Raw genomic sequence first — 26,756 nt, forward strand, 5'->3', positions numbered from 1 at the left:
CCGCCGAGGCGGCTGCAAGCAGCACCCGCCCGCAGGGGCTATTCCGCCTTAAGCGGCTGGGCTCCGCTCTCTTCCACATAACCAAGCCGGCCTTATGAAACCGCGGCAACCGGCAGAGCCAATGAGCAGATACAGCGCCGGCGCCCCGTTTTTTAATTCAGGAAAAACTGCCCATGCAGATCATGGTGATCTTTGGCATATTGCTCAAAAATACCGGTAAAATCGTCTAAGGCTTTTTCAATACTTGCCCGCTCGCCAGGATTTATCGCCAGCATTCCGTTAATGGCGCTGACAACACGCGGGGCATATCTGCCGTTTATACGGGCAACAGAATTCAGGCTGATAGCATCGGTGAAATTTTCTGCCTTGGACAGCGGATTGCGGCCTGAAAACAGTTCTGCCAGCACCAGCCCGAGCTGGAAAATATCGGAACGCAGATCAAGCGCGCCCGTGCCGTTAGCGTAAGCGGCCAGCTCCGGCGTGCGATAATAAAAAGCTCCGGCGCGATAACCCTGAAAATCACCTCTGTCCGCTGCATCGGCCGCCCCGTCAAGCCGCTTCATTAAGCCGAAATCTCCAAGCTGAACATGAGCGCCGTTAACAAAAATATTTTCCGGCTTAATATCACGGTGCAGCACATTTTGATTATGCAAAGCCTGTAAAGCCGAAAGCAGTTGACAGGCAAAAGCCAGCGCTGTGCCGAAAGGCAGAGCCTTGCCGCCCAGCGCCTGCCGCAAAGTTTCCGGCGCATAAGGCTGGACGATAAAGGGACGGCCATAATACTCCCCTTCATCAATCAGCCGCAGCAAATTCGGGTGATTCAGCGTTTTTAAAAAAGCGCGCTCTTGCCGGAATCGTTTCAGCCGAGCCGAATCACTGGTTCTATGCAGCCCCTTCAGCACGAACAAGCCGCCTCTATAAGCACCGCTTGTTGCCTGCACCAGATAGGCGATGCCGCTGCCGCCTTTGCCGAGAAAAGCATAATTTTTAAAATAATTGCCGGAATCGGTTTCTATGCCTTTATATTGTTCGCAACAAAAACCGTCCAGGCTGCCTGCCGGCACTGTAATCGGCTGTGCTGCCGGTTTGTGTGCTGCTGTTTCTGTAGCCATAATCTGCTCCTTTATGCGTGATAAAGAAACAGCTTACCCCCCGGTAATATGTCAAGATGAAATAATTTAAAAGGCAAAAAACGCCGCAGAAGGAACTGCGGCAGTCTGAAAGCGCTTCTCTCCCGGTATCAGGCGCCAGCGGCAGCGGCTTCACCACCATTTTTCGGGCGTAAATGTGCCGCATTCTTTTTCCACTATTTGGGCAAGCTGCAATATTTTCCCTTCTTCAAAAGGGCGGCCGATAAGCTGCAGGCCCAAAGGCAGCGCCTCAGCAGCCGATAGACCGGCAGGAACGCTAATCGCCGGCAGGCCTGCCATATTAACGGGCACCGTAAAAATATCATTGAGATACATGGCCACGGGATCCTGCCTTTGCTTTTTATCGCCAATGGCGAAAGCCGCACTCGGCGTAGCCGGCGTTAAAACAGCATCTATCCCTTCAGCAAAAGCAAGGTCGAAATCACGCCGGATAAGCGCCCTCACTTTTTGCGCCTTGACATAATAAGCATTATAGGAATTGGCCGACAAAACATAAGTGCCGATTAAAATACGCCGTTTCACTTCATGACCAAAACCCTCAGCCCGGCTGTTTTCATACATAGTCACTATATCTTTGCCGGCGGCGCGCAAGCCGTAACGCACACCGTCATAACGCGCCAGATTGGAAGAAGCCTCTGCCGGCGCGATAATATAATAGCTTGCCAGCGCATATTTGGTATGCGGCAGCGATATTTCCACAATTTCTGCCCCGGCAGCGCGCAAAATAGCGCAGCCTTTGCGCCATAAAATATCAATTTCATCAGCCATGCCGCCAATGCAATATTCTTTTGGAATGCCGATTTTCATACCTTTGACGGAGCGCCCCAGCACAGCCTCATAATCCGGCACCGGGATATTAACGGAAGTGGAATCCTTTTTGTCATAAGAAGCCATGGATTTCAGCATAATAGCGGCATCACGCACAGTGCGGGCAATCGGCCCGGCCTGATCCAGCGAAGAGGCAAAGGCAATCATGCCCCAGCGCGAACAACGGCCGTAAGTCGGCTTTAGCCCCACTGTGGCGGTAAAGGCCGCCGGCTGGCGAATGGAACCGCCCGTATCTGTGGCCGTGGCGCCGGCGCATAAATGTGCCGCCACGGCGGCGGAAGAACCGCCGCTTGAGCCGCCGGGAACAAGCGGCTCAGCCGAGCCTTTGCGCCGCCACGGATTGACAACTGCGCCATAACAGGAAGATTCATTGGAAGATCCCATAGCCAGCTCGTCCATATTGAGCTTGCCCAGCATAACAGCGCCGTCTTGCCATAAATTGGCGGTAACAGTGGATTCATAAGGCGGCTTGAAGCCGGCCAGAATATGGGAACACGCCTGCGTATGCACATTTTTTGTGGCGAATAAATCTTTAATGCCGAGCGGAATACCTTCCAGCGGCCGCGCTGTACCGGCGATAAGGCGCGCATCGCTTGCTTTCGCCTGCTCACGGGCATAATCCTGTGTTTCCGCGACATAGGCATTAAGCGCTTTATTGCCCTTATCTATTGCCGCCAGATAGGCCTCTGTCACTTCGACAGCCTTGATTTCCCTCTTTTGCAATTTATCCCGCGCCGCGGCAATGGTCAGTTCCGTCAAGGCAGATATATTGGTTGATTTATTCATTATTTATCCTCACGGAATATCAGGCTTCAACCCGGCCAGGCGGTCAACCCCGCCGCCGCTTCATATTATTATAGTCTCAAACTGCCGGAACAAAGCAAGAGCAAACCACGCGGCACCTTTTGCCTTGATTGGGAAAGCGAAGCAAAAAGCATAAAAGGCCGGCCAGCCGGCACCGGCGCGGCTGCCCTTTGGCTATTGCCCTATTCCACCACTTTCGGCACCAGAAAAAAGCCCTCTTCCGTCAGCGGCGCATTGGCTAAAATATCGGCCTGTTTATGGCCGTCAGTCACTTTATCGGCGCGCATGGGCAGCACCGCCTGCACCGGCGATACCATCGGCTCTATCCCGGCAATATCCGCTTCATCAAGCAGCAGGCCCCAATCCAGCACGGCATTCAGCTCGGCGGTCACTGCCTCTGCCTCTTGCTTATCAAAAGTAATGCGCGCCAGATACGCTATATGTTTGACCGTTTCCACATTAACCGACATAAAGCCTCCGCAACAGGTTTTGCCTGCTTATAATCTCTGCGCGCCGCCGGCGCAACAGGCCGTTAAAATTCCAGCATTTCGCCGATTTGCGGCGCTTTCACTTCTGTCTGCGCCCCTTTCATTGCCGTTATAAATTTATCTGCCGTTTGATCCAATAATGGGAAAGTGCCGTAATGGCAAGGAAGAGCATAGCGCAAATTCAAATAACGGCGGCAGGCCAGGGCCGCTACCGCCCCGCCCATAGTAAAGCAATCGCCAATCGGCACCAGGCCGATAACCGGCCGATGCAGTTCATCAATCAGCTGCATGTCGGAAAAAATATCCGTATCGCCCATATGATAAACAGTCGGCGCCTCGGTAAAATGAAAAATCAGGCCGTTAGGATTGCCGAGCGAAGAGGATAGACCGTTTTCCTCCATTACCGCAGAAGAATGCAGGGCATTGACAAAAGTCAGCGTATAAGTTTCATGCCGCTGGGTGCCGCCCGTATTGCCCGGCATTATCCGCTCAACACCGCGCGCTTTGAGCCAGGCCGCCAGATCGGCATTGGCTGAGACCGGCACATTTTTCTCGCGCGCCAGGGCGATTGTGTCACCCAGATGATCACCATGGCCGTGGGTGAGAGCAATATGAGTCAGGCCTTCTGCCGCTTTATACATATCAAGCCCTGCCGCCGCCAATTTGGCATTGCCGCTTAAAAACGGGTCAATCAAAATGACGGCTTCCCCGACCTCTATCCGAAAGGCAGCATGGCCAAGCCAGGTAATTTTCATGCGCTTTCTCCTTGGAACTGACACATTTTGCCGGCACTAACCGCCAGCCTGACAGCGCCGGAATCAGAGAAATAGCGGAACCCGCAAGCCCGGCGGCAATTACAGGCCGGCACGGCCGGCAGAACCTTGCCGTCTTCTATAGCAAAATGCTATAAAAAAGACAATAAAGGCAAAGCCGCAGGAAAAAGGCAAGTAAAATACTATGCCGGTGATTGATATAAAGGACGCTTATCGCTTTTTGCAGCCGGGCAAAAGCCTGGTCGGCCTGGATCTGGGCAGCAAAACCATCGGCATTGCCGCCTCGGATCTGGGATTGCGTTTTGCCAATCCGCGTCCAGTATTAAAGCGGGTAAAATTTGCTCAGGACGCCGCCGCTCTATGCGCTGTTTTTGAGCGTGAAGCGGCGGCGCTGGCTGTTATCGGCCTGCCGTTTAATATGAATGGCAGCAGCGGCCCGCGCGTGCAGGCCACCCGCGCTTTTGTCCGCAATATGGAGGCTGTGACCGCCATTCCCTTTATTTTTTGGGACGAACGGCTCTCTACTGTGGCGGTTGAGCGCAGCATGATTGCCAATAATGTTTCCCGCGCCAGGAGAAGCGCGCGGATTGATTCGGCCGCTGCCGCTTTTATCCTGCAGGGGGCGCTGGATCGGCTGCATTTTTTAAGGCCGGCATAAAGGCGGGATAAACGGGATTGTCACCACGCATAATTTGCCGCCTGTTTACGCTCAAACAGGCTTCACAGCCACTGCCCTTTGCTGTATAAAACGCATTTGCCATGAAAAAATCTTCTCCCCCCTCTCTGCCTTTCTGCCCGGATTTGAGCAGCCTGACTGCTATTCGGCCTTTATCACCGGCGCAAATTACCGCCCTGCTCGACCGGGCGGAAAATTATATTGCCCTGTCGCGGCAGAAAAACAAAAAACAGCCGCTTTTCAGCGGGCGGACACAGATTAACCTGTTTTTTGAAAATTCCACCCGCACGCGCTCTTCTTTTGAGATTGCCGGGCAGAGGCTGGGTCTGGATAATGTTTCTATTGATATTGACCATTCTTCTGTCGGCAAGGGCGAAACCCTGCTGGATACGGCGCTGACCTTAAATGCCATGCAGCCTGATATTGTGGTGCTGCGCCATAATTGCTCCGGCGCGGCTGATTTTCTGGCGCCAAGGCTGGATTGCGCCTTGATCAATGCCGGTGACGGCACGCATGAGCACCCGACTCAGGCGCTGCTGGACGCTTTAACTATTCGCCGTGCCAAAGGCCGGCTGGCAGGGCTGAATATCGCTATTTGCGGCGATATTCTGCATTCGCGCGTGGCGCGCTCCAATCTTTTCTGCCTTGGCCTGCTGGGGGCCAGGCTGCGGCTGATTGCCCCCTCTACCCTGCTGCCTGCCGGTATAGAGCAGAGCGGGGCAGAAATTTTCCACTCTATGGCAGAAGGTTTGCAAAATGTTGATGTCATTATCGTGCTGCGGCTGCAAAAGGAGCGTATGACCGGCGCTTTCTTCTCCTCCGAGCGGGAGTATTTCCATTTTTTCGGCCTTGACGCAGCGAAACTGGCGCCGGCAGCGCCGGATTGTCTGGTGCTGCACCCCGGGCCGATGAATCGCGGCGTGGAAATTGCCTCTGCCATTGCTGACGGCCCGCGCAGCCTGATCCGTACTCAGGTAGAAAACGGTGTGGCCGTGCGCATGGCGGTGATTGAGGCTTTGCTCACAATGCGTGACTATCAGCCTGCCGGAGCCAAGGCCGCGCGTGGAAACAGGCCGGCCGGGCAAAAGGCGGCCGGCGGGAAAAGCAGGGTATGAAACTATGGTAAAGCCCCTTATTTTCACTAATGCGCGGATTATCGATCCTTCCCGCCAATGTGATGAATATGGCAGCCTGATTGTGATAGAGGGCAAAATTGCCGCTGCCGGAGCGCAAGCGCATAATCAGGGCCGGCCGGAGGGGGCAAAACATTATGATCTCGGCGGCCGGGTTGTTATTCCCGGTCTGGTGGACGGGCGCGCCTTTATCGGCACGGCCGACAGCCTGCCGGGTGAAACAGTAAAAACTACCGGGGCAGCGGCAGCGGCAGGCGGGGTTGCGGCTCTTGTCGCCGTGGCGGAAAAGGGTGGCGCTCCGGCTGATACTGTCACCGCTATCCGCGCTCTGTGCGCCGCCGGGCAAAACGGTTCTCTTGTGCCGATTTATCCTGTCGCGGCGCTGACCAAAGGCATGGAAGGGTGTGAATTAACCGAATTCGGCCTGTTGCGCGCCGCCGGTGCCATAGCTTTGGCCGAAGGGCATGAGACCTTGCGCAATAGTGCAATTTTGCGCCGGGCGTTCCAATATGCGCGCGATTATGATTTGCCGGTCATGCTGGAGACACAAGAGGCGGATTTAAGCGCCGGAGCAGTAATGACAGAAGGCTGGCAGGCCAGCTTTATGGGGCTGCCCGCCGCGCCGCGCGCCGCAGAGGCCATTGCCCTGCAGCGCGATATGGAACTGGCGCGTCTGACCGGCGTGCGCTATCACGCCGCCCATATTTCCACCGCGCCGGCAGTTGAGATAATCAGACAGGCCAAGGCTGAAGGTCTGGCTGTCTCCGCCGCCACTTCTATTAACAGTCTGAGCTTTAACGAAACCGCTATCGGCGCTTATGACAGCGCCTGGCGTTTCTTCCCGCCCTTGCGGGCGGAGGAGGATCGCCAGGCGCTGATTGCCGCTATCGCCGACGGGGTAATCGATGCTGTTACTTCCTGCCATGAACCGCGCAGCGCAGACGCCAAAGCGCGCCCTTTTGCCGCGGCGGCAGCGGGCGCTGTCGGGCTGGAAAGTCTGCTGCCTGCTGCCTTGCGCCTTTACCACAGCGGTCATATATCGCTTTTGCGGCTGATTGAGGTTTTATCTACGCGCCCGGCACAAATTTTCGGCCTGCCGGGCGGCACATTGCAACCAGGCGCAGCGGCGGATTTCGCTATTCTGGATTTAGAGGAAACATGGCTTTTTGCCAAAGACAAACTGGCTTCAGCCTGCAATAATACGGCTTTTGACAAAATGCCGTTTCAGGGGCGCCTTATAGCCGGCTTTATTAACGGCAAAGCCGTTTATGAGCGCAATTTATCCAATCTGTCCGTCCTGTAAGGCGGGCAAATATGCAAGGAGCACAGCCTATGTCTTTTCCCCCCGATATTGTTGCCCTGCATAATATCGGGCCCGGCTGGATTGCGGCGGCCGCAATTTTCGGTTATTTACTCGGCTCAATTCCATTCGGCCTGATTTTTACCCGCCTTGCCGGGCTGGGTGATGTGCGCGCTGTCGGCTCCGGCAATACTGGAGCAACCAATGTTCTGCGGCTGGGCAATCGTAAAATTGCCCTGGCTACTTTGCTGTGTGATATAGTAAAAGGTGCCCTGCCCGCCGGTTTTTTTGCTTTTATCGCTTTTAATCTGGGGACATTTGCCGGTTTTTTTGCCGTTATCGGCCATATTTTCCCCATTTGGCTGAAATTCAGGGGCGGCAAAGGCGTTGCCACTTATTTGGGCGTATTGCTCGCCGTTTCATGGTTCTGCGCCCTGCTCTTTGCTCTTGTCTGGCTGGGCACAGCCCGGCTTGGCCGCTATTCTTCTCTTGCTGCTTTGCTTGCCGCTTTCATCACTCCGTTTTTTGCCTTTTTCACTGTGCCTTATTTTTCTTTTCTATTGCTCACTCTGCTGGCTATCCTTATCATCGGGCGGCATAAAGACAATATAAAGCGGCTGTTAAACGGCACGGAAAGCCGGATAAACAGCAAAAAAGCGTGACTATCGGCCAAATTTACTCCGCCGGGGGCGGCAATTATGCAGATGGAATCAGAAGAAATTTTATGCCGGCTACAGCTTATCCGCAGTGAAAATATCGGGCCGCACAGTTTTGCCGCTTTGCTTGCCCGTTTCGGCTCGGCCAGAGCGGCGCTGGAGGCTTTGCGCAGCGGCGCAGCCCTGTTGCCGGGTAAAGCAGCCAGACGCCCTGTCCATTTGGCCAGGCGCGAGGCAGTTGAGCGTGAACTTGCTTATGCTGAAAAAACCGGCACGCGCTTTATTGCTTTGGGTGAGGCGGATTATCCGCTTTACCTCAAAGAGAGTGATAATCCGCCGCCGCTTATTGCCGCAAAAGGCAATATTAAATTGCTGCAGCGCCGTTCACTGGCGATTGTCGGCTCACGTTCAGCTTCTGCCATTGGCCAGCGTCTGAGCAGCCTGTTTGCCCATGCTTTGGGCGAAGCGGGTTTTGCCATTTGCTCCGGCTTTGCCCGCGGTATTGACAGTTGCGCTCATAAAGCCGCCTTAAAAAGCGGCACAATCGCTATTGTCGCCGGCGGGGTTGATTATGTTTATCCGGCTGAAAACGGCAAATTATATCAGGAAATTCTGGCGCAAGGCGGCGTCTTTTTAAGTGAAATGCCGCTGGGCTTTCAGCCGCGCGCTGCCGATTTCCCTCGCCGCAACCGGCTTATCGCCGCTTTATCCCTGGGCTTGCTGGTGGTTGAAGCCTCTGAGCGTTCAGGTTCGCTCATTACCGCCCGTTATGCGGCTGAGGCCGGGCGCATTGTCTTTGCCACTCCCGGCTCACCGCTTGATCCGCGCGCCAAAGGCACAAATAGCTTGATAAAAAACGGCGCCTGTCTGGTAGACAGACCGGAAGATATTATCGAAATTTTAACTCCGCTGACAGGCCGGCATGGCGGCAGTGCGGCCGCTGACGATGTTACACTATTTGCCCGGCCCGATAAAGCGCAGCAGCATTTTGCCGCAGGTGCCGCGATAATGGCAGATGAAGAGGAACCGGCAATTTCTGCCGCGCCGCCAGAGCGCGAACCGCAATATAACATAATCGCGCCGGAAGGAGGAAGCGGCGCGGCAAAAACCGCAAGCGCAATGGATAGAGGCAGTCCGGAACTCCCAATCCGACCACCCGCTGCTACAGCCGCGCCAATCACTGCTGCCGCAGATGCAAGGCACGAAAGCGCAGAAGATTTAACAGAAGCAGAAAGACAGTGCCTGCAACAAAGCCTGTCGCTCACGCCAATCGCCATTGACAGCCTGGCGCGCGCTACACAAATCCCGCTGTCACGCCTTTATCTCGGATTGATGGAGCTTGAGCTTGCGGGGCGCCTTGTTCGCCATAATGGCGGCATGGTTTCGACCCTGCCGGATTGACGCCGTTTTGCTGCGCATACCGGCGCGTGTTCTTTCAGCTATGCCGGTTATTGCCTGCGCTGCTGCTTTGTTGCTTTTATCCCTATTTCCGGCGTCCGTTTTTCCAATATCAGCCTTGTTCCCGCCGGAGATTTTATCCTCCAGAAAATTGCGAGCTTCATCGCTTGCCATATCAAATAAAAGCGCCAGAGACGGAACAAAAACACCTTGCGCCATTTTCTTCATTTCGTCTGCCATCTGCATTAAATAGCGAATAGTGGCTTGCCTGTTATCCATATGCGCAGTCATATTGCTCTCCGAAATATCGTCAACAGCGTCAGCACAATCTTAGGTAGAGCAAGCTTACTCCCCTTCAAGCCCGGTATCTATCTTTGCTCCCCGGCCTTGTTGCCGCAGCTTATAAGTTTGTCCGCATATTCCAGGTCTTATGGCAAGCTTCTGGTTTTAAAAGAGTTTTTTTTCTCATATCGCGGTAAATTACCGCCTTGCTCCATAATCCGGCTTGTAAATCCGGAAAGACAACTCTATCTTGGAAGCTCGCGGAATTCCGCCGGAGACGAATCAACAAGGCGCCAGTATAAATGGGCTTGCTTTATGTCTTCTTTACCTTTTGTAAAAAATTTTATGGTTCCAGATTAAATATTCTCCTCAGGATTTCGCACAACGGGGCAGTAACCCCGTTTTAGAGACCGCTAAAATACTCAGGCAGCAACAGGCGGAGCGTTCCGCCTAAAATTCAAGAAAGCCAAAATGGATATTGTTATCGTTGAATCCCCGGCAAAGGCCAAAACAATCAATAAATATCTGGGCAAAACCTATAAAGTTCTTGCCTCTTTCGGCCATATTCGCGATTTGCCGGCCAAAGACGGCTCGGTTCTGCCTGATGATGATTTTGCCATGAAATGGAGTATTGATAAAACGGCGGAAAAGCGGGTGGCGGAAATTGCCCAGGCCGTGAAAAATGGCGACAAACTTATTCTGGCAACCGACCCTGACCGTGAGGGTGAGGCGATTTCCTGGCATATTCTGGACGTTTTGCGCCATAAAAAACTGTTGAAAGACAAGCCGATTGAGCGCGTTGTTTTCAACGCTGTCACCAAAACCGCGGTGCTCAATGCCATGGCTCACCCCCGCGCGATTGACGCCAATCTGGTTGATGCTTATCTGGCGCGCCGGGCGCTGGATTATCTGGTCGGCTTTACCCTTTCTCCGGTTTTATGGCGCAAATTGCCGGGCGCGCGTTCAGCCGGGCGGGTGCAATCTGTGGCGCTGCGCCTGATTTGCGACCGTGAGCTGGAAATTGAGCGTTTTATCCGCGAAGATTACTGGCTGATTGAAGCTTTGCTGAAAACAGTGCGGGCAGAGTCTTTCCCCGCCCGTCTTATGTCTTTTAACGGGCAAAAAACCGGTCGACTGGATATTAAAACCGCGGCGGAGGCCGAGCATATGCGCGCCGTTCTGGACGGTGCCCGTTTTGCTGTTACGGATTTGCAGGCAAAACCGGTTAAACGCCACCCGGCGCCGCCTTTCACCACCTCCAGCCTGCAGCAGGCGGCCTCTTCCCGCCTGAGCTTTTCTGCTGCCAGAACCATGCAAATTGCCCAAAAACTCTATGAAGGCGTAGATATGGGCGGAGAGACAGCCGGGCTTATCACTTATATGCGAACGGACGGCGTGCAAATGGCACCGGAGGCCGTTGCCGCTGCCCGCAATGCGGTTAAAGACATATTCGGACAAAATTATCTGCCGTCAAGTCCGCGCCATTATGCCGCAAAGGCCAAAAACGCGCAGGAAGCGCATGAAGCCATTCGCCCGACAGATTTTCAACGCCGGCCGGAGCAGATGGCCGCTTTTCTGGCCAAAGATCAACTGGAGCTTTACCGGCTTATCTGGCAACGCGCTCTTGCCAGCCAAATGTGCCCGGCCGATATTGAGCGCACACAAGTGGATATTGAAGCCCGCAATGGTGAAACACAGGCTTTATTGCGGGCAACCGGGCAGGTCACCCTGTTTGAGGGTTTTCTCGCCGTTTATAAAGATAATCAGGAAGAGAAAAAAGACAGTGACAGCGCCGATTCGGCTGAAGCGGAACTGCGTCTGCCGCGGATAGAGGCCGGGGAGGCAGTGGATAAAGAGAAAATCACTGTTTCCGAACATACAACCGAGCCGCCGCCGCGTTATTCTGAAGCTTCGCTGATTAAAAAAATGGAAGAATTGGGCATTGGTCGCCCTTCCACTTATGCCGCCACTTTAACCACATTGCGTGACCGCGATTATATTCTTATTGACAAGCGGCGCTTGACGCCGGAGCCGCGCGGCCGCATTGTCACCGCTTTTCTGGAAAATTTCTTTAACCGTTATGTCGAATATGATTTCACCGCCGATCTGGAAGAGAAACTGGATCTTATTTCTGACGGCAAGCTGGAATGGAAAAATGTGCTGCGCGATTTCTGGCAGAATTTTTCTGCCGCTGTGGCGCAAACGCAGGATTTGCGCGTGGCACAAGTGCTTGATGTGCTCAATGATGTGCTGGCGCCGCTCATCTTCCCCCCCCGGGCGGAAGGCGGCGATCCGCGCCTTTGCCCTTTATGCGGCAATGGCCGCCTGTCGTTAAAACTGGGGCGTTACGGCGCTTTTATCGGCTGTTCCAATTATCCCGAATGCACTTATACCAAACAATTAAGCGGTCAGCAATCAGCCGAAAATATGGCCGAGCCGGCAGAGATAGCCGCGGCCGGCCCCAATATTTTGGGGCAAGACCCGGCAACAGGCGAAGATGTTATGCTGAAAAGCGGGCGCTTTGGCCCTTATGTGGAGCGCGGCACCGATAAACAGGCCAGGCGCGCCGGCCTGCCGAAAGGCTGGACAGAAAAAGAAATGAATTTGCAAAAAGCGCTGGCGCTGTTGTCACTGCCGCGCGAAATCGGCCCAAACCCCGAAAACGGCAAAATGATAAGTGCCGCCCTTGGCCGTTACGGCCCTTATATTTTATGTGACGGCCAATATGCCAATCTGGATTCGGTGGAAGAAATTTTTACTGTCGGCGTTAACCGCGCTGTCACGCTGCTGGCGGAAAAACAGCAAAAAGGCAAAAGCCGCAGCGGCACTGCGGCGGCGCTCAAAACTTTGGGTGACCACCCGGAAGGCGGGGTGATAGCTGTTTATAGCGGCCGCTACGGCCCTTATGTCAAATGGGGAAAAATCAATGCCACCCTGCCGAGAGAGCAAGACCCGACTGAGATTACGCTGGCAGAGGCCTTGGAACTGATTGCCGCCAAAGCCGGCAAAAGCAGGGGCAAAACGGCGGCAAAAGGTAAAAACGGCGGCAAAAAAACCGGAAAAGAAGGTTGAGTTTTGGCCAAAGCCCCTTCTGCCTCAATAGAAAAGCCTGTTTTACCGGAAAAATCTGCCCTGCTGGCTTTTATGCGTGATAACAGCCAGGCAGGGGAAAAGGATATTGCCAAAGCTTTTGGCCTTAAAGGAGCTTTGCTGCTCCAGCTTGCCGATATGTTGCAGGAATTGCGGGAGGAAGCTTTGCTGCCGGTAAAGCGGGTGGTCAAGCGCGCGGCAAAAACAGCAAAAAAGGCGGAATTGCCGCCAATTTGCGTGCTGGAAATTGTCGCACGTGATAAAGACGGCCTGTTATTGGCGCGCCCTTTCGCCGCAGATACAGCAAAATCTGCCAATAAAAAAAGCCGGGGGCGGCCAAAGCCGGCGATTGAGCCGGCAAGCTCCATTATGATTGCCGTGCTGCCCGGCGCGCGCGCGCCGGCAGCGGGCATTGGCAGCCGTGTTCTGGCCAAAATATTTCCTGCCAAAGGTGAGGATAAAAAGACAGCGCCCTATCAGGGCCGCATTATCCGCATTCTGGCCGCGCAGCCGGCAGCAATTTTGGCCATTGTGCGGCAAAACGGGCAAAATCAGTTTTATCTGGAGCCGACTGACCGTAAACAGGCTGAATTACGGCTTGATCCACAGGCTGCCGCCCAGGTGCAAAGCGGTGATCTGGTGTGGGCTGAGCCGCAAAGTGGCAAATATGGGGCGCAGGCGCGTTTTGCTATAATAAAACAGCATCTCGGCTCGGCGGCTTTAGAAAAAGCGCTGTCAAGCATTGCTCTTTACAGCCATAATATTCCGGCAGAATTTCCGCCGGAAGTTCTGGCAGAAGCACAAAAAGCAACCAGACAAAAACTGTCCGGCAAAAGGCAGGATTGGCGGCATATCCCCTTTATCACTATAGATCCGGCCTCAGCCAAAGATCATGATGACGCTGTTTTTGCCAAAGCCGATATGGATAGCAGCAATAAAGGCGGCCATATTCTGCTCATAGCAATAGCTGATGTTGCCGCTTATGTTTTGCCCGGTTCCGCCATGGATAAAGAGGCGCGGCGGCGGGGCAATTCAGTCTATTTCCCCGACCGGGTCGTGCCAATGCTGCCGGAAGAAATTTCCAATAATCTGTGTTCGCTGCGCGCGGGGGAAGACCGCCCGGCGCTGGCAGCGGAAATTACTATTAGTGCCAAAGGGCGCATAATACGGCATAAATTTCACCGCGTTTTGATACAAAGCCGCGCCGGATTAAGCTATGAACAGGCGCAAGCAGCAATAGACGGCAGCGAGGATAATGAGACCGCGCCGCTATTAGAGCCGGTTTTACGGCCTTTATGGGCCGCCTGGCACAGTTTGCAACAGGCGCGCCATAATCGGCAGCCGCTGGAGCTGGATTTGCCGGAGCGCAAAATTATTCTTGATGAAAATGGCCGTGTCGCCGATATACGCACCATAACCCGCCTTGACGCCCACCGGCTGATTGAAGAATTTATGATTGCCGCCAATATTGCTGCGGCAGAGACCTTGCAGGCGCAGCATCGGCCGCTGCTTTTTCGCATTCATGACAGCCCTTCCCCCACCAAACAGGAAAGCCTGAGAGAATTTTTGCGTATAATCGGTATAAAATTGGCCAACGGCGCGGCTGTAACACCGGAAAAATTCAACCATATTCTGGCGCAGGCCGCCGGGCGCGATTATCAAGCGCTGGTTAATCAGCTCGTCTTGCGCAGCCAGGCCCAGGCAGAATACAGCCCTGTCAATATTGGCCATTTCGGCCTGAGGCTGCGGCATTATGCCCATTTTACCTCTCCCATTCGCCGCTATGCCGATTTGGTTCTGCATCGCAGCCTGATTAGCGCCCTGCATTTGGGCAAAGACGGCATTACCGCAGCGCAAGAGGCAGAGCTGGCGGAAGTGGCTGCCGAGATTTCTGCGACTGAGCGCCGCGCTAGCCTGGCCGAGCGTGACACAAATGACCGTTTGCTGGCACATTATTTGAGCAATCATATTGGCGCGCAATTTAGCGGGCGGATTAACGGTGTTGCCCGCGCCGGTCTGTTTATTACTTTGGATAAAACCGGAGCAGACGGGAAGGTCAACCTGGCTTCGCTGAAAACCGGTTCAGAGCAGGGCGAATATTATCATTTTGATGAAGCGCATTTTGCCCTTATCGGCGAGCATAGCGGCAAAGGTTTTCAATTAGGCGATAATGTGGAAGTGCGGCTGCTGGCCGTGCAAAAAGCCGCCGGCAGCCTGCGCTTTGCCATGCTGTCGCCGCCGAGAAAACTGCCTTTTACCGGCAAATCTTTCCATAAAGCCGCGCGCGGTAAAAAACCGCCCCGCGCCGCCGGCCGCCCCCACAAGTACCGTTGATCTGCCCGCAAACCGCGTTACCCTGCCCGCAGCTTGAATTTTCTGCTGCGCCGATTTAGATTTGCACAGTATATTTACAGCGAATCAGGTGCACTTTATGGCACAAATCGTTATCACCTGTCCTTTTTGCCATGCGCAAAATATGACGATGAAAATTTTTTGGCGTAGAACGCACTGCCTATCCCGATCATACAAATTATGAAGCTATCCGAAATGAACAAGGTATTTAGTCCATGTATATACATACGGCACTTGGTGCAGCCATTTGTCTAAATTGCGGTGTTCCTGTCGGTTTAAGATTAAAATGGCAAAGTAAATCGTGGAGGTAGAAAGAAGATAAAGTTTTTCCAGCTTTGCTTGATGAAGATAATTCTGAAACGCCATACTCCCTCGGGGTGAAATATAGTGTCGCTATTCCGCCACCGCAAAATACGGAACTGAAATATTTACCGGTCGAAGTTCAGAAAGCTTTTACTCAGGCCGAGAAAAATATGACAATGGAAAATTGCGAAGAGCCTGCTGTCATAATGTGTCGCCGCGCCCTTGAAATCGCTATCGGCACGCAATATCCGCATATTACCGGGAAAAACTTAAAAGAAAAAATTGATGGGCTGGAAGCGCAGCATATTATCCCTGCGACAATGAAAGACTGGGCGCATGAAATTCGTTCAATCGGCAATGACGGCGCGCATGGATTATCCGGCGTCACCCGTGCTGACGCTGAAGCAGCACAGGCTTTTGCCGCCGCCTTTTTGCAATATTGCCTTGGCCTGCCGGAAGAAATCCGGCAAAGGCGCGCACAGACTAATGCCGCCGGAAAACGAACCGCCGCAGCCGATGAACCTGTTCCGGCAGAAGGGGCGGACTTCGTCAAAGCATAGAGGCGTGCAGAAGGCCGGCAAGCTGCTAACCTGCGAGGCAAGAGATAGCTTTAAAGCCGCAACTCAGACCGTCTCCCGCCCCGGCCGCAAGCCAAAACTGCCGACTTACCCCTTGGTTCTGGCTGGCAGCCTTCCTCATAACGCAGCGAATTATTATCCTGAGAAAAAATGGTGACTCCGGCGTGACTCGAACACGCAACCTACGGTTTAGAAGACCGTTGCTCTATCCCGTTGAGCTACGGAGCCTTGAGATCGCCGCTTTTCACCGGCAGCCTGTCATGCTTTTATAATAATGCCGGCAAAAAAGCGAATGATTTTTCCCTCTCCGGCAAAATCACCGGCACAGGGTATGCGGGGCATCACCTTGCAGCCCTGCCCGCTCATTTGTCTCAATGTGTCCATGGCTGCTTTCTGTCGGCACGAAAATTATCACTATAAGCAATTTTTTGCCGCGCTACCGGCTGCGGCTCGCTTATATAATAGGCAATATTGTTTTTTTCAGCAAAAGCAATGGCTTCTTCTTTTGTATTAAAGCACAGTCTTACCTCTGCCTGCATATCCAGACTGGAAGTATAGCCCATTAGCGGCTCTATCAATTTCGGGCTTTGCGGCTCGTAGCACAAAACCCACGCGCTTTTATGCGCCCGCCCTGATTGTGTGGCAGTTTTAGCCGGGCTGTAAATATGGGCAAGCATAATATCTCCCTCGCACAGAATTGAGGCTTTACTATCTAACATGATATGAGTGTCAAGAAAACCGCTATTTACGCCGGGAGAGAAATTCCGGGGCTAAAAATCGGGCCGGCAGCAGGAAAAATGGTCGGAGCGATAGGATTTGAACCTACGACCCCCTGATCCCAAATCAGGTGCGCTACCAGGCTGCGCTACGCTCCGCCTTTTGGGCTGAAAAACCACAAGGGCTTTCTCCTAAAGTTTTCCCTGCCGGAATGCAAGCTTAAAAACAGTAAAAGCAGCAAAAACCGCTCGCTGCGGCCGATATAATATATTCACCGCCATATCCTTATTATAAAAGCAGGCTTGTCTCCTCATTTTTATCGCCGGCAGTCATGGCCGCCAGAACTTCTGCCGCCAGCGAGCGGCTGATCCGGCTTTGGCGCTCCAGCGCCAGATTATCAAGGCACATCACTATTGCCGCCAGCCTGGCCGGAGAACGCTCACTGCGATTTAAAATAAAGCGGAGAATATCCGCCTCTACCAGAAGCTGCCTGTCGGCAAATAATTTTGCCAGCACAGCCTGGAGCAATATATCATCGGCAGCATTGATTTCTGCCAGATTGACAGCCCTCAGCCGCGAAGCCAGATCAGCCAGCCTGACCGGCCACAAAGCCGGGCGGGTTCGCGCTGTCATGAGCAGCGCCGCTTGCGGATTTGCCGCCTGTACCTGCCGCACAATATTGATCAGATGGAACAGGCTGACCTCGTCAAATGTGCCGCTATCCATATCTTCCAGCAAAACGGGGATACCCTGCGCCGCAATATTGGCCGCTTTGTCCAGCCGGTTTTTATCACCCTGCACCGCATAGGCCTGCGCCGCCCAAACCGCCGCCAAATGGCTTTTGCCTGAAGCTTCTCCCCCCACCAGAATAGTGACGGGAGACGGCCAGTGCGGCCAGGATTCCAGCATTTCAAAAGCCTTGCGATTGGCCATACTGACAATAAAATTATCGACACTGAAAGGCACTGGCGAACCAAGCGCCAAAGGCAACTGCCGCGGCACGCCAAAATCGCTTTTATTTTCAAAACGCGCATCAAGCGGCAGCAAAGGCTGCTTTATCTCCATAATCAGCCCTTGTTACCCTCACCTTCATAAAAAACAGAAGTCAGATAGCTGTGCAAAGCAAAGCGAACCAGAACGCCAATAGCCGCAGCAGCGGGGACGGCAATCAACATGCCGGTAAAGCCGAAAAGCGAACCAAAGGCAAATAAAGCAAACATCAGCCAGACAGGGTGCAGACCGACAGAAGAGCCGACCAGCTTCGGCTGTAGCACATAGCCTTCCAGAAACTGGCCAACCAGAAATACGCCGACAACAGCGGCAATCCACGGCCATTGCTCCGGCCAGTACTGGATACAGGCCATGCCGGCCGATAAAAGCAGGCCAATAGTGGAACCAACATAGGGAATAAAGGCAATAAGACCGATAAACAGGCCGATAAGCAGGCTGAAATTCACCCCGCATAAAGTGAGCATAACAGCATAATAACAACCCAGAATCAGGCATAATGTGCCCTGCCCGCGAATAAAGCCGGCAACAGCGCGATTCATTTGCCAGACAATGGCATGGACAGTCTGCAAACGATTACGCGGTATCCACGAATCAACTGCGCCAACCATTTTCTGCCAATCCAGCAACATATAAAAAGCGACAACCGGGGTGACTACCATCAAGGTCGCCATACCCATTAGCGCTTTGCTGGAACTCCATAAAGACGGCAAAATTGTTTTTAGCAAATTAGCGGCCTGCCCCAGGAGAGAACTCACACTGCTCTGCAAATTGGAAATATCAATGCCAATATATTGGCGCAGCCATTTTGTATCATGATGAGCAAAAATATTTTGCAAACGACTGAAATAATCAGGCAGATTTTTAATAACCCCAAAAAGCTGTTCACTTAAAACCGGAACCAGCAAAATCAGCGCCGCGGCCAGCACAATAACGGCAACAAGCACAATCATTACTGTTGCCCATAATCTGGAAATGCCGATTCTTTCACAAAATTCTACAATCGGATTAAGAAAATAAGCCAGCACAAAACCGGCGACAAAAGGCAAAAGAATATCAGCAAAAACAAATAAAAACAGGGCGAAAAACACCATAACCCCCAGCCAGAACAAAACGCGGCGCAAATTGCCGCCAAAGGGGATAATCATCACCTCGCCCATGCCCATAGTCTGCATTTCTGCTTCCAGCGCCCGAGCGGCCAGATTGCGGCCGGGCTTAACCTGACCGGATTGCGCGGCTTTCTCCTTGTTTTTATTGCTGTTTTTCCTTTTAGCAGCGGCAATAACTGTGCGACCCGGCAATGACCTTTTTAATGAGGATTTGGCCATATCTTCCCTGTCAGGCTGCGCTTTTTGCTTTGCAGGGGCAGCTTTTTTGTTTTTGTCGCTCATATTACCTGATATTTCCCGGATTCGCTTTTACTCAATCCCCAGTCTTTATTGCGGTGCAAGCTGATTTTATAACCGCCAATACTATCATCACCGGCGGTTATAAAAAATTACCCTTTATTGAGAATAACCTGACCGCCGGTTAAAACCAAGCGCAAAATAAAGCACGCTCACTCACCGGCGGCAAGCGGCAGAATTATGCACATTTTACATAAGCGGAAAAAGGGTAAGGCTGGTTCGAGTCCCGCAGCAATGGATACACTGCTTGAACCGGCATCAGGTGAAAAGCCGGGCGCGGCCACGGCGTAGATAGTAGCTGGCTTGCGGGCGCTGTCCTGGACAACGGACGGGCTTAATTCGAATTGGCAGAAAATTAAAAAGCACTTGGAAAGCGGCGGTAAGATCGGAAAGAAACTGACACTGAAGGGGCTTCGACACACAGGAGCAAGCATATTGGCTGAAATGGGATATGATGACCGAACTATTGCCGATATGCCTGGTCAGCGCACTATAGCTATGGCGCAACATTATTCGCGCCGGGCAAATCGCTCAAAAAACTGTCGGGCGTGGTAGAGAATTTTGAGGCAGAAATAAACATAAGGCAAACAAAAATTATCAAACCTGCCTGAAAAAGTGTCAAACCTTCTATCAGAAATCAGGGAAGTAATGAAAAATGGCAGTAAAAACAACTGATTATCTGGTGCCCCCAGACGGACTTGAACCGCCGACCCCCTGATTACAAATCAGGTGCTCTACCAACTGAGCTATAAGGGCTTTAGCGCCTCATTTATCATAAAGCGGCACGCAAGGTAAACAAAAAAAGCAATCTTCCTGCTAAAATAATTCGTTACTATCAGGCCGCAATGAATAAAACAGTTACGGCTTTTCCTCGATCAAACTGCTGCTTGTGCCCCAGCTCGGGTGCCTCCACTCGGTTGGCGGCAGCAATAAATTACGCTTTTCAGGGGCCTTATCTTTATCAGGCAAAGCTGACAAACCGGGTTTATTCACCTCCGGCCCGGCATTTGCCGGAGCAGAAGCCTGCTCCTCTTGCCGCGCCTTTTTTAAAGCCCGCCATTTGGAAACATTGCTATTATGCTCACCCAATGTCGCCGAAAAAATATGCCCGCCACTGCCATCGGCAACAAAATACAAATCTTCTGTCTGCGGCGGATTGGCAACAGCCAATAGCGAATCCCGCCCCGGATTACAAATCGGCGTTGGCGGCAAGCCGAAAATTTTATAAGTATTATAATCTGTCTCCTGCTCCAGATCCGAGCGATAAATCGGCCGGCCGGCCGGCCGGCCCTGCCCGCCAAAAATACCGTAAAGAACTGTCGGATCGGATTGCAGCCGCATATGCTTTTTCAGCCGATTATAAAAAACTGCGGCAATACGCGGCCGCTCAGCCGCAATACCGGTTTCCTTCTCGACAATAGAAGCCAGAATTACCATTTCTTCCCGGCTTTTCAGCGGCAAATCCGCAGCGCGGCGCGCCCAGATTTCCTCCACCATATGCGCCTGCCCGGCCGCCAGACGCCGGATAATTTCACGCCGTGCCGTGCCGCGGATAAAATGCACCGTATTAGTCATTAAACTGCCCTCAGGCGGCAGATTTTGCGGCAAATCGCCGGTTAATAACGGCTCTTCCGCCAATTTTGCAAAAATCTGGGCAGTGGTCAGCCCCTCAGGCACAGTTATAGAGTGCTGCACACTGCGGCCGCGCACCAGAATATCGACAATATCCCGCATCGAGGCCCCCGCGGGAATTTCATATTCCCCCGCTTTTAACAATTTGCTTTTATCTCCCAGATAAGTTCCATAAACAAAAACCGGCGCATTTTTAATAATATTCTGTTTTTTCAGCAAATCAGCAATAGCCTGAATCCCGAAGCCGGGGGGAATCAATATTGTCTGCGCCTGTTCCAGGCTGCCCGGCCGATCATAAAGATTTTTAATGCCATAAAGAGCCAAAGCCGCCGCCAGAATAATAAAGGCAGCCAGCATAAAAATAAAATTACCAAAAACAATCAAGGGATTATGCGCTGTTTTAGAGCGCATATCAGCAGCGGCGACTGCGGCTGGTGCGCTTGAAGCCCGGCGGCGCCTGAAAACAGGAAAAAATTTCGGCCTGTTACGAGCTTTTACACTTTCGCCGGCATGAGCAGACCTCAAAGCCGGCTCATTGGAACCGGGCTTTATAGTGGAGTTTCCCTCATTTTCCGGCCCTGTAACCGGATTTTTTTCCTGTTTCATTATCAAAATACACCGCCTGCTGAGACGAACCAACAGGCCGCCTTGCCTGATAAATATATTTTCTGCCTTTGGCCAAAAACCGCAGCACCTGAATCGGTGGCACCCAAACCGCTATTTATAATATATAAAAGCATAGGCGCCTGCCAAGCATTACCGGCAGGCAAGTTTGACAATAGATTTTACGGCAAATAAATTTTCATACCTTTTGCAAATGCGCCTCACAAATTTGCCGGACACGTTCCTGCAAGGTTTCAATGCGGCTAAACAGCCATTGTAACTGCAGAGCGGTGATTTTATAATGCGGCGAATAGCGCCCCTCAACATAAGCGCGGCGCAACAGCTCAAAACAGCGCTTATAGGCGCGCTTGTCCTGCGGCCAGACAGTGGCCAGTTCCGGCGCCAGCGCATTGGTCATTGAGCGCAATTTACGCAAATTATGCAGCTTGGGGCTGTAAAGCGTTAGTGTTAATAGCAGGCAATGATAAATGCTTTCCGTGGCTTGATGGGCTTCAAAAGCAGCAATCCTCATAGCTGTGCCCATTACGCCTTTTGATTGACGTAAAGAGATTTTGGCAAGTTCCAGCCGCCATAGAGAGGTTCCGTAATATTCGTTAAAATATTTCTGCGCCTCTTCATATTGCTGTTTTTCTGTCATATTGCCGGGGGTGGCCAGCCGGTAGCCTGGCTCAGCATAAAGCGTCATGCCGTCTCGCAAAATATCGAGAAAGAAAGGCCGGCCGATTTTAAGCTGGGCATTCACATCATAATAGCTATGGACAATAAACTCGACCGGCACGTTTATCCGCTTGAGCACCAGCTCTTCGCGCAGCAAAACCCCTTCCACATGATACCAGTTTTCCGGTGCTGCCGCTTCCTTATTATTGACAATAATCAGCAAATCATAATCGGAATTATAGCCGCTTTTGCGGTCTATCACCTGCTTGCCGCGGGCATAAGAGCCAAACAGGATAATTTTTAAAATCCGGCCGCGGCGCAGGGCCTGGCTCGCCTGCGGCAGTTTTGCCGGCTGGAAATTTTCCAGCAGCAGCTTGACGACATAGGCCAGCTCCCGCCGCCGGCGCGGCGGCAAATGGCGCAAACGCTCTTCCAGTGCATTTTCATCAATAAGCATAATCTTTTGTAAAACCGGCAGGAGATACAGGCAAGATAATGTGCGGACTTATGCAAAATTATTTACCGCCGGCACCGGTTTTTGCCGCAAAGACAAGAGCTTTGGCCGCCATGCGCCCGGCCTGGACGCTCGACCCTGTGGCGGCGGGCGTAAAAAGACAGGCCCGGCGTAGTATGACAAAGGCGCCCGGTTTGAGCATAGTTTTTGCAAAAGCAGGCCGAAAACCGCAGCACCTCCGGGATAAAGGCCTCTATAATCAGGCTTTCTCTGTAGAACCCAATTAACCAATGGCACCTTGCACTTGAAATAGCGGTAAAACCAACACCAGCCTATCAGAAACCGAAGGGGCGCGCGTAAGCCGTGCAAACAGCGCCCGGTTTGGACGCTCGACCCTGTGGCGGCGGGCGCAATAAAGAACAGGCGCGCGTGAGCTGTGCAAAATGCAGCCAAGCTGCGCCGGCCAAACTGCCCAATGACAGCACAGCGCCAGTATAGCCTATCAGGAAATGCGGCCAAGCCGCAACGCCGCCTTTGCTCTATGCAGCAAGCATTGCAGTATAGACAATAAGCGCGAATTAACACGCATTATTTTTTCTCCCCTTTCCGAGAAAGAGACAGCGGAGCTTTTGAAATTTGTTGGTGTAAAACTTTCACAGAGGGCAAAAGCCAATCAGTCTCTTCCTTCGATAAGTTGCGCGCCAAGTCCAAAAACTCGCACTGAGAAGGATAAATAGCGACAGAAGCAAAGCCCGGCGGGATTTCGCCAAAAAACTCCGCCATTTTTACAAGCTCGTCTCCTGTAATTCCACAATGACTTCTGCCGGTTGGCGGTTTTTGCATAGGCATAATAGAGGCACTATCTGTGCTTAACGCTCGAGCCAAGGCCGCCGCAACCCCATAGCCGTGTTCTTGCAGCTTTTCGGTAAGCCATACCCTTAAGGTTTTCTGCGAATCTTTTATTTTCATTTCTCTGATATTGCGCATGAGCAACACGGCAAAGACAAGTATCACTTATCGGGGTCATCAATCATGGTAGCTGCAACATCAAAGCAATGGTGAGACAATTTATAAAAAGGCAATCTATATAAAGCTGTTTATCGGGAGCAAAGGTTAAAGGCAAGGATTCGGCACAATTTCTGCACTATAAGACCATAGGCTGACAGTGACGCATAATCAGTGAGGCACTCATGCCGCCAAAGCCGGCTCCTGCGCGCACAAAACAGCAGATAGCGCCCGCCGGCAGGCAAAGCGCAAGCTATGCTCTACCCGGCCACAATAAGCAAATAACAGAGACAAAAAACAGCAACACGCCCACCGCCTGACAGCAAGCCGCTATAATGGGTGGGAGAGACCAATCCGGCGTTACGCTGCGCCTGCCCTGTTTTTCTGACGCGATATTATTATAATGGGATCCTGTGCGCGCAAATTGGCCGCGGCGCAACCGCATTTGCCTTTTTAGCTGACAATATTAGCTGCAAAACAGCAAAACACGCTCACCCGGATTTGGCAAATTTTCTGCCCGGCTTCTGCCGGCAAATCTGCTTTATCGCCACTATAAATCAAGCCTGATAACGGCGCATAATCAGCGAGGCATTTGTGCCGCCAAAGCCAAAAGAATTAGACAAAACCACATCAATTTTGCGCGGCCGCGCTTTATGCGGCACAAGATCAATTTTTGTTTCAACCGAGGGATTATCCAGATTTAATGTCGCCGGGGCAATATTATCACGAATAGCCAGGACAGAAAAAATCGCTTCGGCAGCACCGGCCGCGCCCAATAAATGGCCGATAGAAGATTTGACCGATGACATGGAAACTCTGTCAACCGCTTTGCCCATAACCCGCTCAACCGCCGCCAGCTCAATAGTATCTGCCATAGTGGAAGTGCCGTGAGCATTGATATAATCAATAGCTTCAGGCTTGATAGCGGCCCGTTTAATGGCAGCGCGCATACACCGCTCTGCCCCGTTACCGTCTTCAGCCGGCGCCGTAATATGATGCGCATCGCCCGAAAGGCCGTAGCCGATAATTTCGGCATAAATTTTGGCACCGCGCTTTTTGGCGTGCTCCAGCTCTTCCAGAACCAGAATAGCCGCACCTTCGCCCATAACAAAACCGTCCCGATCCCGATCATAAGGGCGAGAAGCCCGCTCCGGCTCGGCATTATAGGCAGTAGAAAGCGCCCGGCAGGCGGCAAAGCCCGCCATGGAAATACGGTTAACCGGCGATTCTGCGCCGCCGGCCACCATAATATCGGCATCACCCAAAGCAATAAGACGCGCCGCATCGCCAATAGCATGTGAGCCGGTGGAACAGGCGGTTACAACCGCATGATTTGGCCCGCGCAAATGATGTTTTATCGATACATAACCCGAAGCCAGGTTAATAAGCCGCCCGGGGATAAAAAACGGCGAAATCCGCCGCGCCCCGCGATCGCGCAATGTATAGCCCGCTTCAACAATACCCTCGACGCCGCCAATGCCGGAGCCTATCATTGTGCCTGAGACTATCTGGTCTTTTTCTGTTTCCGGGTGCCAATCCGCGTCATTTAGCGCCTGATCGGCCGCCGCCATAGCATAGACAATAAAAGGGTCAACCTTACGCTGCTCTTTCGGATCCATATATAAATCGGCATTAAAACTGCCATTTGTGCCGTCTCCCAAAGGGATACGGCAAGCAATCTGACACGGCAAATCTTCCACATCAAATTCATTTATGCGGCGCGCACCGCTACGCCCCGCAAGAAGCCTCTGCCAACTCTCTTCAACATTACCGGCCAGAGGCGAAACCAGCCCCAAACCGGTAATGACGACGCGTCTCATCATAAGCAACAGCCTGTCAGCAACAAAAACAATAAGGCGGCACCACGCGGCACAAACGAAGTTTACAGAAAGAACCCGTTTTTACGGCCCCGTTTTCCAGCCTGTCAGGCGGAAGCTTTATCGATAAATTTGACAGCATCACCAACTGTCAAAATCGTCTCAGCCGCATCATCGGGAATTTCAACCCCGAATTCCTCTTCAAAAGCCATAACAAGTTCAACCGTATCAAGGCTGTCGGCACCAAGATCGTCGATAAAACTCGCACCCTCGGTTACTTTATCGGCGTCAACCCCCAAATGCTCAACGACAATCTTTCTCACGCGCTCTTGTGTATCACTCATGTCAAAACCTCAATTTAAACCATATTTACCCATGAGTAGCCGCATGGATTATTTTAATCAAGCCATAAATGCCGCAAACAAAGCTTATAACACAGTTTTCTCGGCACAGAAAACCCGCCGGCGGACACTAAACGGCAGGGAAGCGGAACTCATGCCGCCCTCTGCCTGATCACATAATTCCCCGCAGCTCACTCATCTCCCGCCAATATAATCTGCAATCGGCACGGAAATCATATGAGCCGCTTTGCGCGCCTTAGCACGACTTAAAATAATAAGCAAAGGAATTTTAACCCGATACCAATGCTTACCCCGAATTACCGGCTTTTTTCTGCCTTTTCGCCCCTTTGCTTTATCTCACCCGGCCGGCAACAGATTTCTGCCGGGAAATCCTGCCGAAATTATCGGCAAATATTGGCTAAATCATTGCCATACCGCCATTAATATGCAATGTCTGCCCGGTTATATAAGCGGCCTCTTCCGCCGCAAGATAAACAGCGGCAGAAGCAATATCATCACCATTGCCCATGCGCTTTGCCGGAATTTTATCCAGCAAATTCTCCTTGATTTTATCGCTGAGCTTATCAGTCATCGCCGATTTGATAAAACCGGGAGCTATGCAGTTTACCGTCACATTGCGGGCGGCAATTTCCTGCGCCAAAGCTTTGGAAAAACCGATAAGCCCGGCCTTGGCCGCACAATAATTCGCCTGCCCGGCATTGCCGATAACCCCGACAATAGAAGTAATATTGATAATGCGGCCATAATGGCGGCGCATCATGGCATGGACAAATTCCCGCGTCAGGCTAAAAACAGCGGTCAGGTTGACAGCAAGAACCTGATCCCAATCTTCATCACGCATACGCACCAACAGGCTGTCACGCGTGATACCGGCATTATTAACCAGAATATCCAGCTCGCCAAAAGCGGCCGTCACTTTTTCTGCCAGCAGTTTTACCGCCGCGCGCTCAGCCAGATTGGCGGGGAAAATATGCGCTCTCTCCCCCAGTTCTTCTGCCAGAGCGGCCAGCCTGTCGGCGCGCGTGCCGTGCAGGCCGATAATGGCACCTTGAGCATAAAACTGCCGGGCAATAGCCTCACCAATACCGCCGCTTGCTCCTGTAATCAGGGCTTTTCGTCCTTCAAGCTTAAACATTATTTCCTCGCTCAATAAATATTAACGGGCTTATATAATTAACAGGCTTTGCATTTTCCGCGCCCTCTTGCCCGCCGACAATCTGCCTTATGTGCAAACAGGCTCTTTACCCCGCATGTCAATGGCC

General features: G+C 52.3%; 24 protein-coding genes and 3 tRNA genes. 10 read left to right on the top strand and 17 right to left on the bottom strand.

The genetic code is table 11. From position 1 onward, the window contains the following. Nucleotides 1-152: 152 nt before the first annotated feature. From DPQ22_RS07050 to DPQ22_RS07065, 4 genes are all read right to left on the bottom strand, one after another. Nucleotides 153-1,112, bottom strand: a complete 960-nt coding sequence (locus DPQ22_RS07050; protein WP_150214510.1) for a serine/threonine protein kinase — start codon at nucleotides 1,110-1,112, stop codon at nucleotides 153-155. 150 nt (nucleotides 1,113-1,262) lie between these two features. Then, a complete protein-coding gene (gene gatA / locus DPQ22_RS07055; protein WP_150214839.1) occupies nucleotides 1,263-2,747 on the bottom strand; it encodes an Asp-tRNA(Asn)/Glu-tRNA(Gln) amidotransferase subunit GatA in 1,485 nt (494 codons plus the stop codon). 218 nt (nucleotides 2,748-2,965) lie between these two features. Next, a complete protein-coding gene (gatC, locus tag DPQ22_RS07060; protein WP_150214512.1) occupies nucleotides 2,966-3,253 on the bottom strand; it encodes an Asp-tRNA(Asn)/Glu-tRNA(Gln) amidotransferase subunit GatC in 288 nt (95 codons plus the stop codon). 62 nt (nucleotides 3,254-3,315) lie between these two features. After that, the gene (locus DPQ22_RS07065) at nucleotides 3,316-4,026 is read right to left on the bottom strand and encodes a metal-dependent hydrolase (RefSeq protein ID WP_150214514.1); all 711 of its coding nucleotides are present in this window, start codon (nucleotides 4,024-4,026) and stop codon (nucleotides 3,316-3,318) included. A gap of 202 nt (nucleotides 4,027-4,228) precedes the next feature. Between DPQ22_RS07065 and ruvX the strand changes: the two genes are divergently transcribed. The 5 genes from ruvX to dprA all read left to right on the top strand — a co-directional run bounded on the left by ruvX (nucleotide 4,229) and on the right by dprA (nucleotide 9,210). Next, nucleotides 4,229-4,702 carry a Holliday junction resolvase RuvX gene (gene ruvX / locus DPQ22_RS07070; protein ID WP_150214516.1) on the top strand — a complete coding sequence of 158 codons (474 nt, stop codon included), beginning with the start codon at nucleotides 4,229-4,231 and terminating at the stop codon, nucleotides 4,700-4,702. 101 nt (nucleotides 4,703-4,803) lie between these two features. Then, on the top strand, nucleotides 4,804-5,835 hold the full coding sequence (locus tag DPQ22_RS07075) for an aspartate carbamoyltransferase catalytic subunit (RefSeq protein ID WP_150214518.1): 1,032 nt from the start codon (nucleotides 4,804-4,806) through the stop codon (nucleotides 5,833-5,835). Between the two features lie 4 nt (nucleotides 5,836-5,839). After that, a complete protein-coding gene (locus DPQ22_RS07080; protein ID WP_150214520.1) occupies nucleotides 5,840-7,156 on the top strand; it encodes an amidohydrolase family protein in 1,317 nt (438 codons plus the stop codon). A gap of 29 nt (nucleotides 7,157-7,185) precedes the next feature. Beyond that, nucleotides 7,186-7,815, top strand: a complete 630-nt coding sequence (gene plsY / locus DPQ22_RS07085) for a glycerol-3-phosphate 1-O-acyltransferase PlsY (protein WP_150214522.1) — start codon at nucleotides 7,186-7,188, stop codon at nucleotides 7,813-7,815. 36 nt (nucleotides 7,816-7,851) lie between these two features. Then, nucleotides 7,852-9,210 (top strand): DNA-processing protein DprA, encoded by a 1,359-nt coding sequence (gene dprA, locus DPQ22_RS09200; RefSeq protein WP_246681528.1) that lies wholly within the window; start codon nucleotides 7,852-7,854, stop codon nucleotides 9,208-9,210. Here dprA and DPQ22_RS07095 read toward each other — a convergent pair. Then, nucleotides 9,121-9,498, bottom strand: coding sequence for a hypothetical protein (locus DPQ22_RS07095; protein WP_150214524.1), 378 nt, complete (start codon nucleotides 9,496-9,498; stop codon nucleotides 9,121-9,123). The two genes, dprA and DPQ22_RS07095, sit on opposite strands and share 90 nt — an antisense overlap. A gap of 462 nt (nucleotides 9,499-9,960) precedes the next feature. Here DPQ22_RS07095 and topA point away from each other — a divergent pair, with 462 nt between their 5' ends. The 3 genes from topA (at nucleotide 9,961) to DPQ22_RS07110 (ending at nucleotide 15,794) form a co-directional block, all read left to right on the top strand. Beyond that, complete coding sequence (gene topA, locus DPQ22_RS07100) at nucleotides 9,961-12,561, top strand: type I DNA topoisomerase (protein WP_150214526.1); 2,601 nt, start codon at nucleotides 9,961-9,963, stop codon at nucleotides 12,559-12,561. 3 nt (nucleotides 12,562-12,564) lie between these two features. Continuing rightward, on the top strand, nucleotides 12,565-14,913 hold the full coding sequence (rnr, locus tag DPQ22_RS07105; protein WP_246681529.1) for a ribonuclease R: 2,349 nt from the start codon (nucleotides 12,565-12,567) through the stop codon (nucleotides 14,911-14,913). Between the two features lie 353 nt (nucleotides 14,914-15,266). Next, nucleotides 15,267-15,794, top strand: a complete 528-nt coding sequence (locus tag DPQ22_RS07110; RefSeq protein WP_150214528.1) for a DUF4145 domain-containing protein — start codon at nucleotides 15,267-15,269, stop codon at nucleotides 15,792-15,794. A 169-nt stretch (nucleotides 15,795-15,963) separates the two neighbouring features. On the opposite strand, the gene DPQ22_RS07115 is transcribed toward DPQ22_RS07110, so the two are convergent. The 5 genes from DPQ22_RS07115 to DPQ22_RS07135 form a co-directional block, all read right to left on the bottom strand. Then, nucleotides 15,964-16,040, bottom strand: a tRNA-Arg gene (locus DPQ22_RS07115). Nucleotides 16,041-16,183: 143 nt separating this feature from the next. After that, on the bottom strand, nucleotides 16,184-16,489 hold the full coding sequence (locus tag DPQ22_RS07120; protein WP_150214530.1) for an ETC complex I subunit: 306 nt from the start codon (nucleotides 16,487-16,489) through the stop codon (nucleotides 16,184-16,186). 121 nt (nucleotides 16,490-16,610) lie between these two features. Continuing rightward, nucleotides 16,611-16,687: transfer RNA gene (locus DPQ22_RS07125), tRNA-Pro, on the bottom strand. Between the two features lie 130 nt (nucleotides 16,688-16,817). Then, a complete protein-coding gene (locus DPQ22_RS07130) occupies nucleotides 16,818-17,594 on the bottom strand; it encodes a hypothetical protein (protein WP_190323178.1) in 777 nt (258 codons plus the stop codon). A gap of 2 nt (nucleotides 17,595-17,596) precedes the next feature. Beyond that, nucleotides 17,597-18,712 (bottom strand): AI-2E family transporter, encoded by a 1,116-nt coding sequence (locus tag DPQ22_RS07135; RefSeq protein ID WP_246681539.1) that lies wholly within the window; start codon nucleotides 18,710-18,712, stop codon nucleotides 17,597-17,599. A gap of 534 nt (nucleotides 18,713-19,246) precedes the next feature. Here DPQ22_RS07135 and DPQ22_RS07140 point away from each other — a divergent pair. Then, complete coding sequence (locus tag DPQ22_RS07140) at nucleotides 19,247-19,498, top strand: tyrosine-type recombinase/integrase (protein ID WP_190323179.1); 252 nt, start codon at nucleotides 19,247-19,249, stop codon at nucleotides 19,496-19,498. A 125-nt stretch (nucleotides 19,499-19,623) separates the two neighbouring features. Here DPQ22_RS07140 and DPQ22_RS07145 read toward each other — a convergent pair. The 3 genes from DPQ22_RS07145 to DPQ22_RS07155 all read right to left on the bottom strand — a co-directional run bounded on the left by DPQ22_RS07145 (nucleotide 19,624) and on the right by DPQ22_RS07155 (nucleotide 22,313). Beyond that, a tRNA-Thr gene (locus DPQ22_RS07145) sits at nucleotides 19,624-19,699 on the bottom strand. Between the two features lie 102 nt (nucleotides 19,700-19,801). Further along, entirely contained in the window at nucleotides 19,802-21,181 is a 1,380-nt protein-coding gene (mltG, locus tag DPQ22_RS07150; RefSeq protein WP_150214534.1) for an endolytic transglycosylase MltG, read from the bottom strand. Between the two features lie 196 nt (nucleotides 21,182-21,377). Continuing rightward, nucleotides 21,378-22,313, bottom strand: coding sequence for a HEPN domain-containing protein (locus DPQ22_RS07155; RefSeq protein ID WP_150214536.1), 936 nt, complete (start codon nucleotides 22,311-22,313; stop codon nucleotides 21,378-21,380). A gap of 40 nt (nucleotides 22,314-22,353) precedes the next feature. On the opposite strand from DPQ22_RS07155, the gene DPQ22_RS09290 reads away from it, so the two are divergent. Then, entirely contained in the window at nucleotides 22,354-22,485 is a 132-nt protein-coding gene (locus tag DPQ22_RS09290; protein WP_256371584.1) for a hypothetical protein, read from the top strand. A 413-nt stretch (nucleotides 22,486-22,898) separates the two neighbouring features. Here the strand turns inward: DPQ22_RS09290 and DPQ22_RS07160 are convergent, their stop codons facing one another. The 4 genes from DPQ22_RS07160 to fabG form a co-directional block, all read right to left on the bottom strand. Continuing rightward, nucleotides 22,899-23,279 carry a hypothetical protein gene (locus DPQ22_RS07160; RefSeq protein ID WP_150214538.1) on the bottom strand — a complete coding sequence of 127 codons (381 nt, stop codon included), beginning with the start codon at nucleotides 23,277-23,279 and terminating at the stop codon, nucleotides 22,899-22,901. 593 nt (nucleotides 23,280-23,872) lie between these two features. After that, the gene (gene fabF, locus DPQ22_RS07165) at nucleotides 23,873-25,135 is read right to left on the bottom strand and encodes a beta-ketoacyl-ACP synthase II (RefSeq protein ID WP_150214849.1); all 1,263 of its coding nucleotides are present in this window, start codon (nucleotides 25,133-25,135) and stop codon (nucleotides 23,873-23,875) included. A 104-nt stretch (nucleotides 25,136-25,239) separates the two neighbouring features. Beyond that, nucleotides 25,240-25,476 (bottom strand): acyl carrier protein, encoded by a 237-nt coding sequence (locus DPQ22_RS07170; protein WP_150214541.1) that lies wholly within the window; start codon nucleotides 25,474-25,476, stop codon nucleotides 25,240-25,242. A 415-nt stretch (nucleotides 25,477-25,891) separates the two neighbouring features. Then, entirely contained in the window at nucleotides 25,892-26,629 is a 738-nt protein-coding gene (gene fabG, locus DPQ22_RS07175) for a 3-oxoacyl-[acyl-carrier-protein] reductase (RefSeq protein WP_150214543.1), read from the bottom strand. Nucleotides 26,630-26,756 lie beyond the last annotated feature (127 nt).

Origin of the sequence: Candidatus Tokpelaia sp., from assembly GCF_008636115.1 — a bacterium.
Classification (GTDB): Bacteria; Pseudomonadota; Alphaproteobacteria; order Rhizobiales; family Rhizobiaceae; genus QLZD01.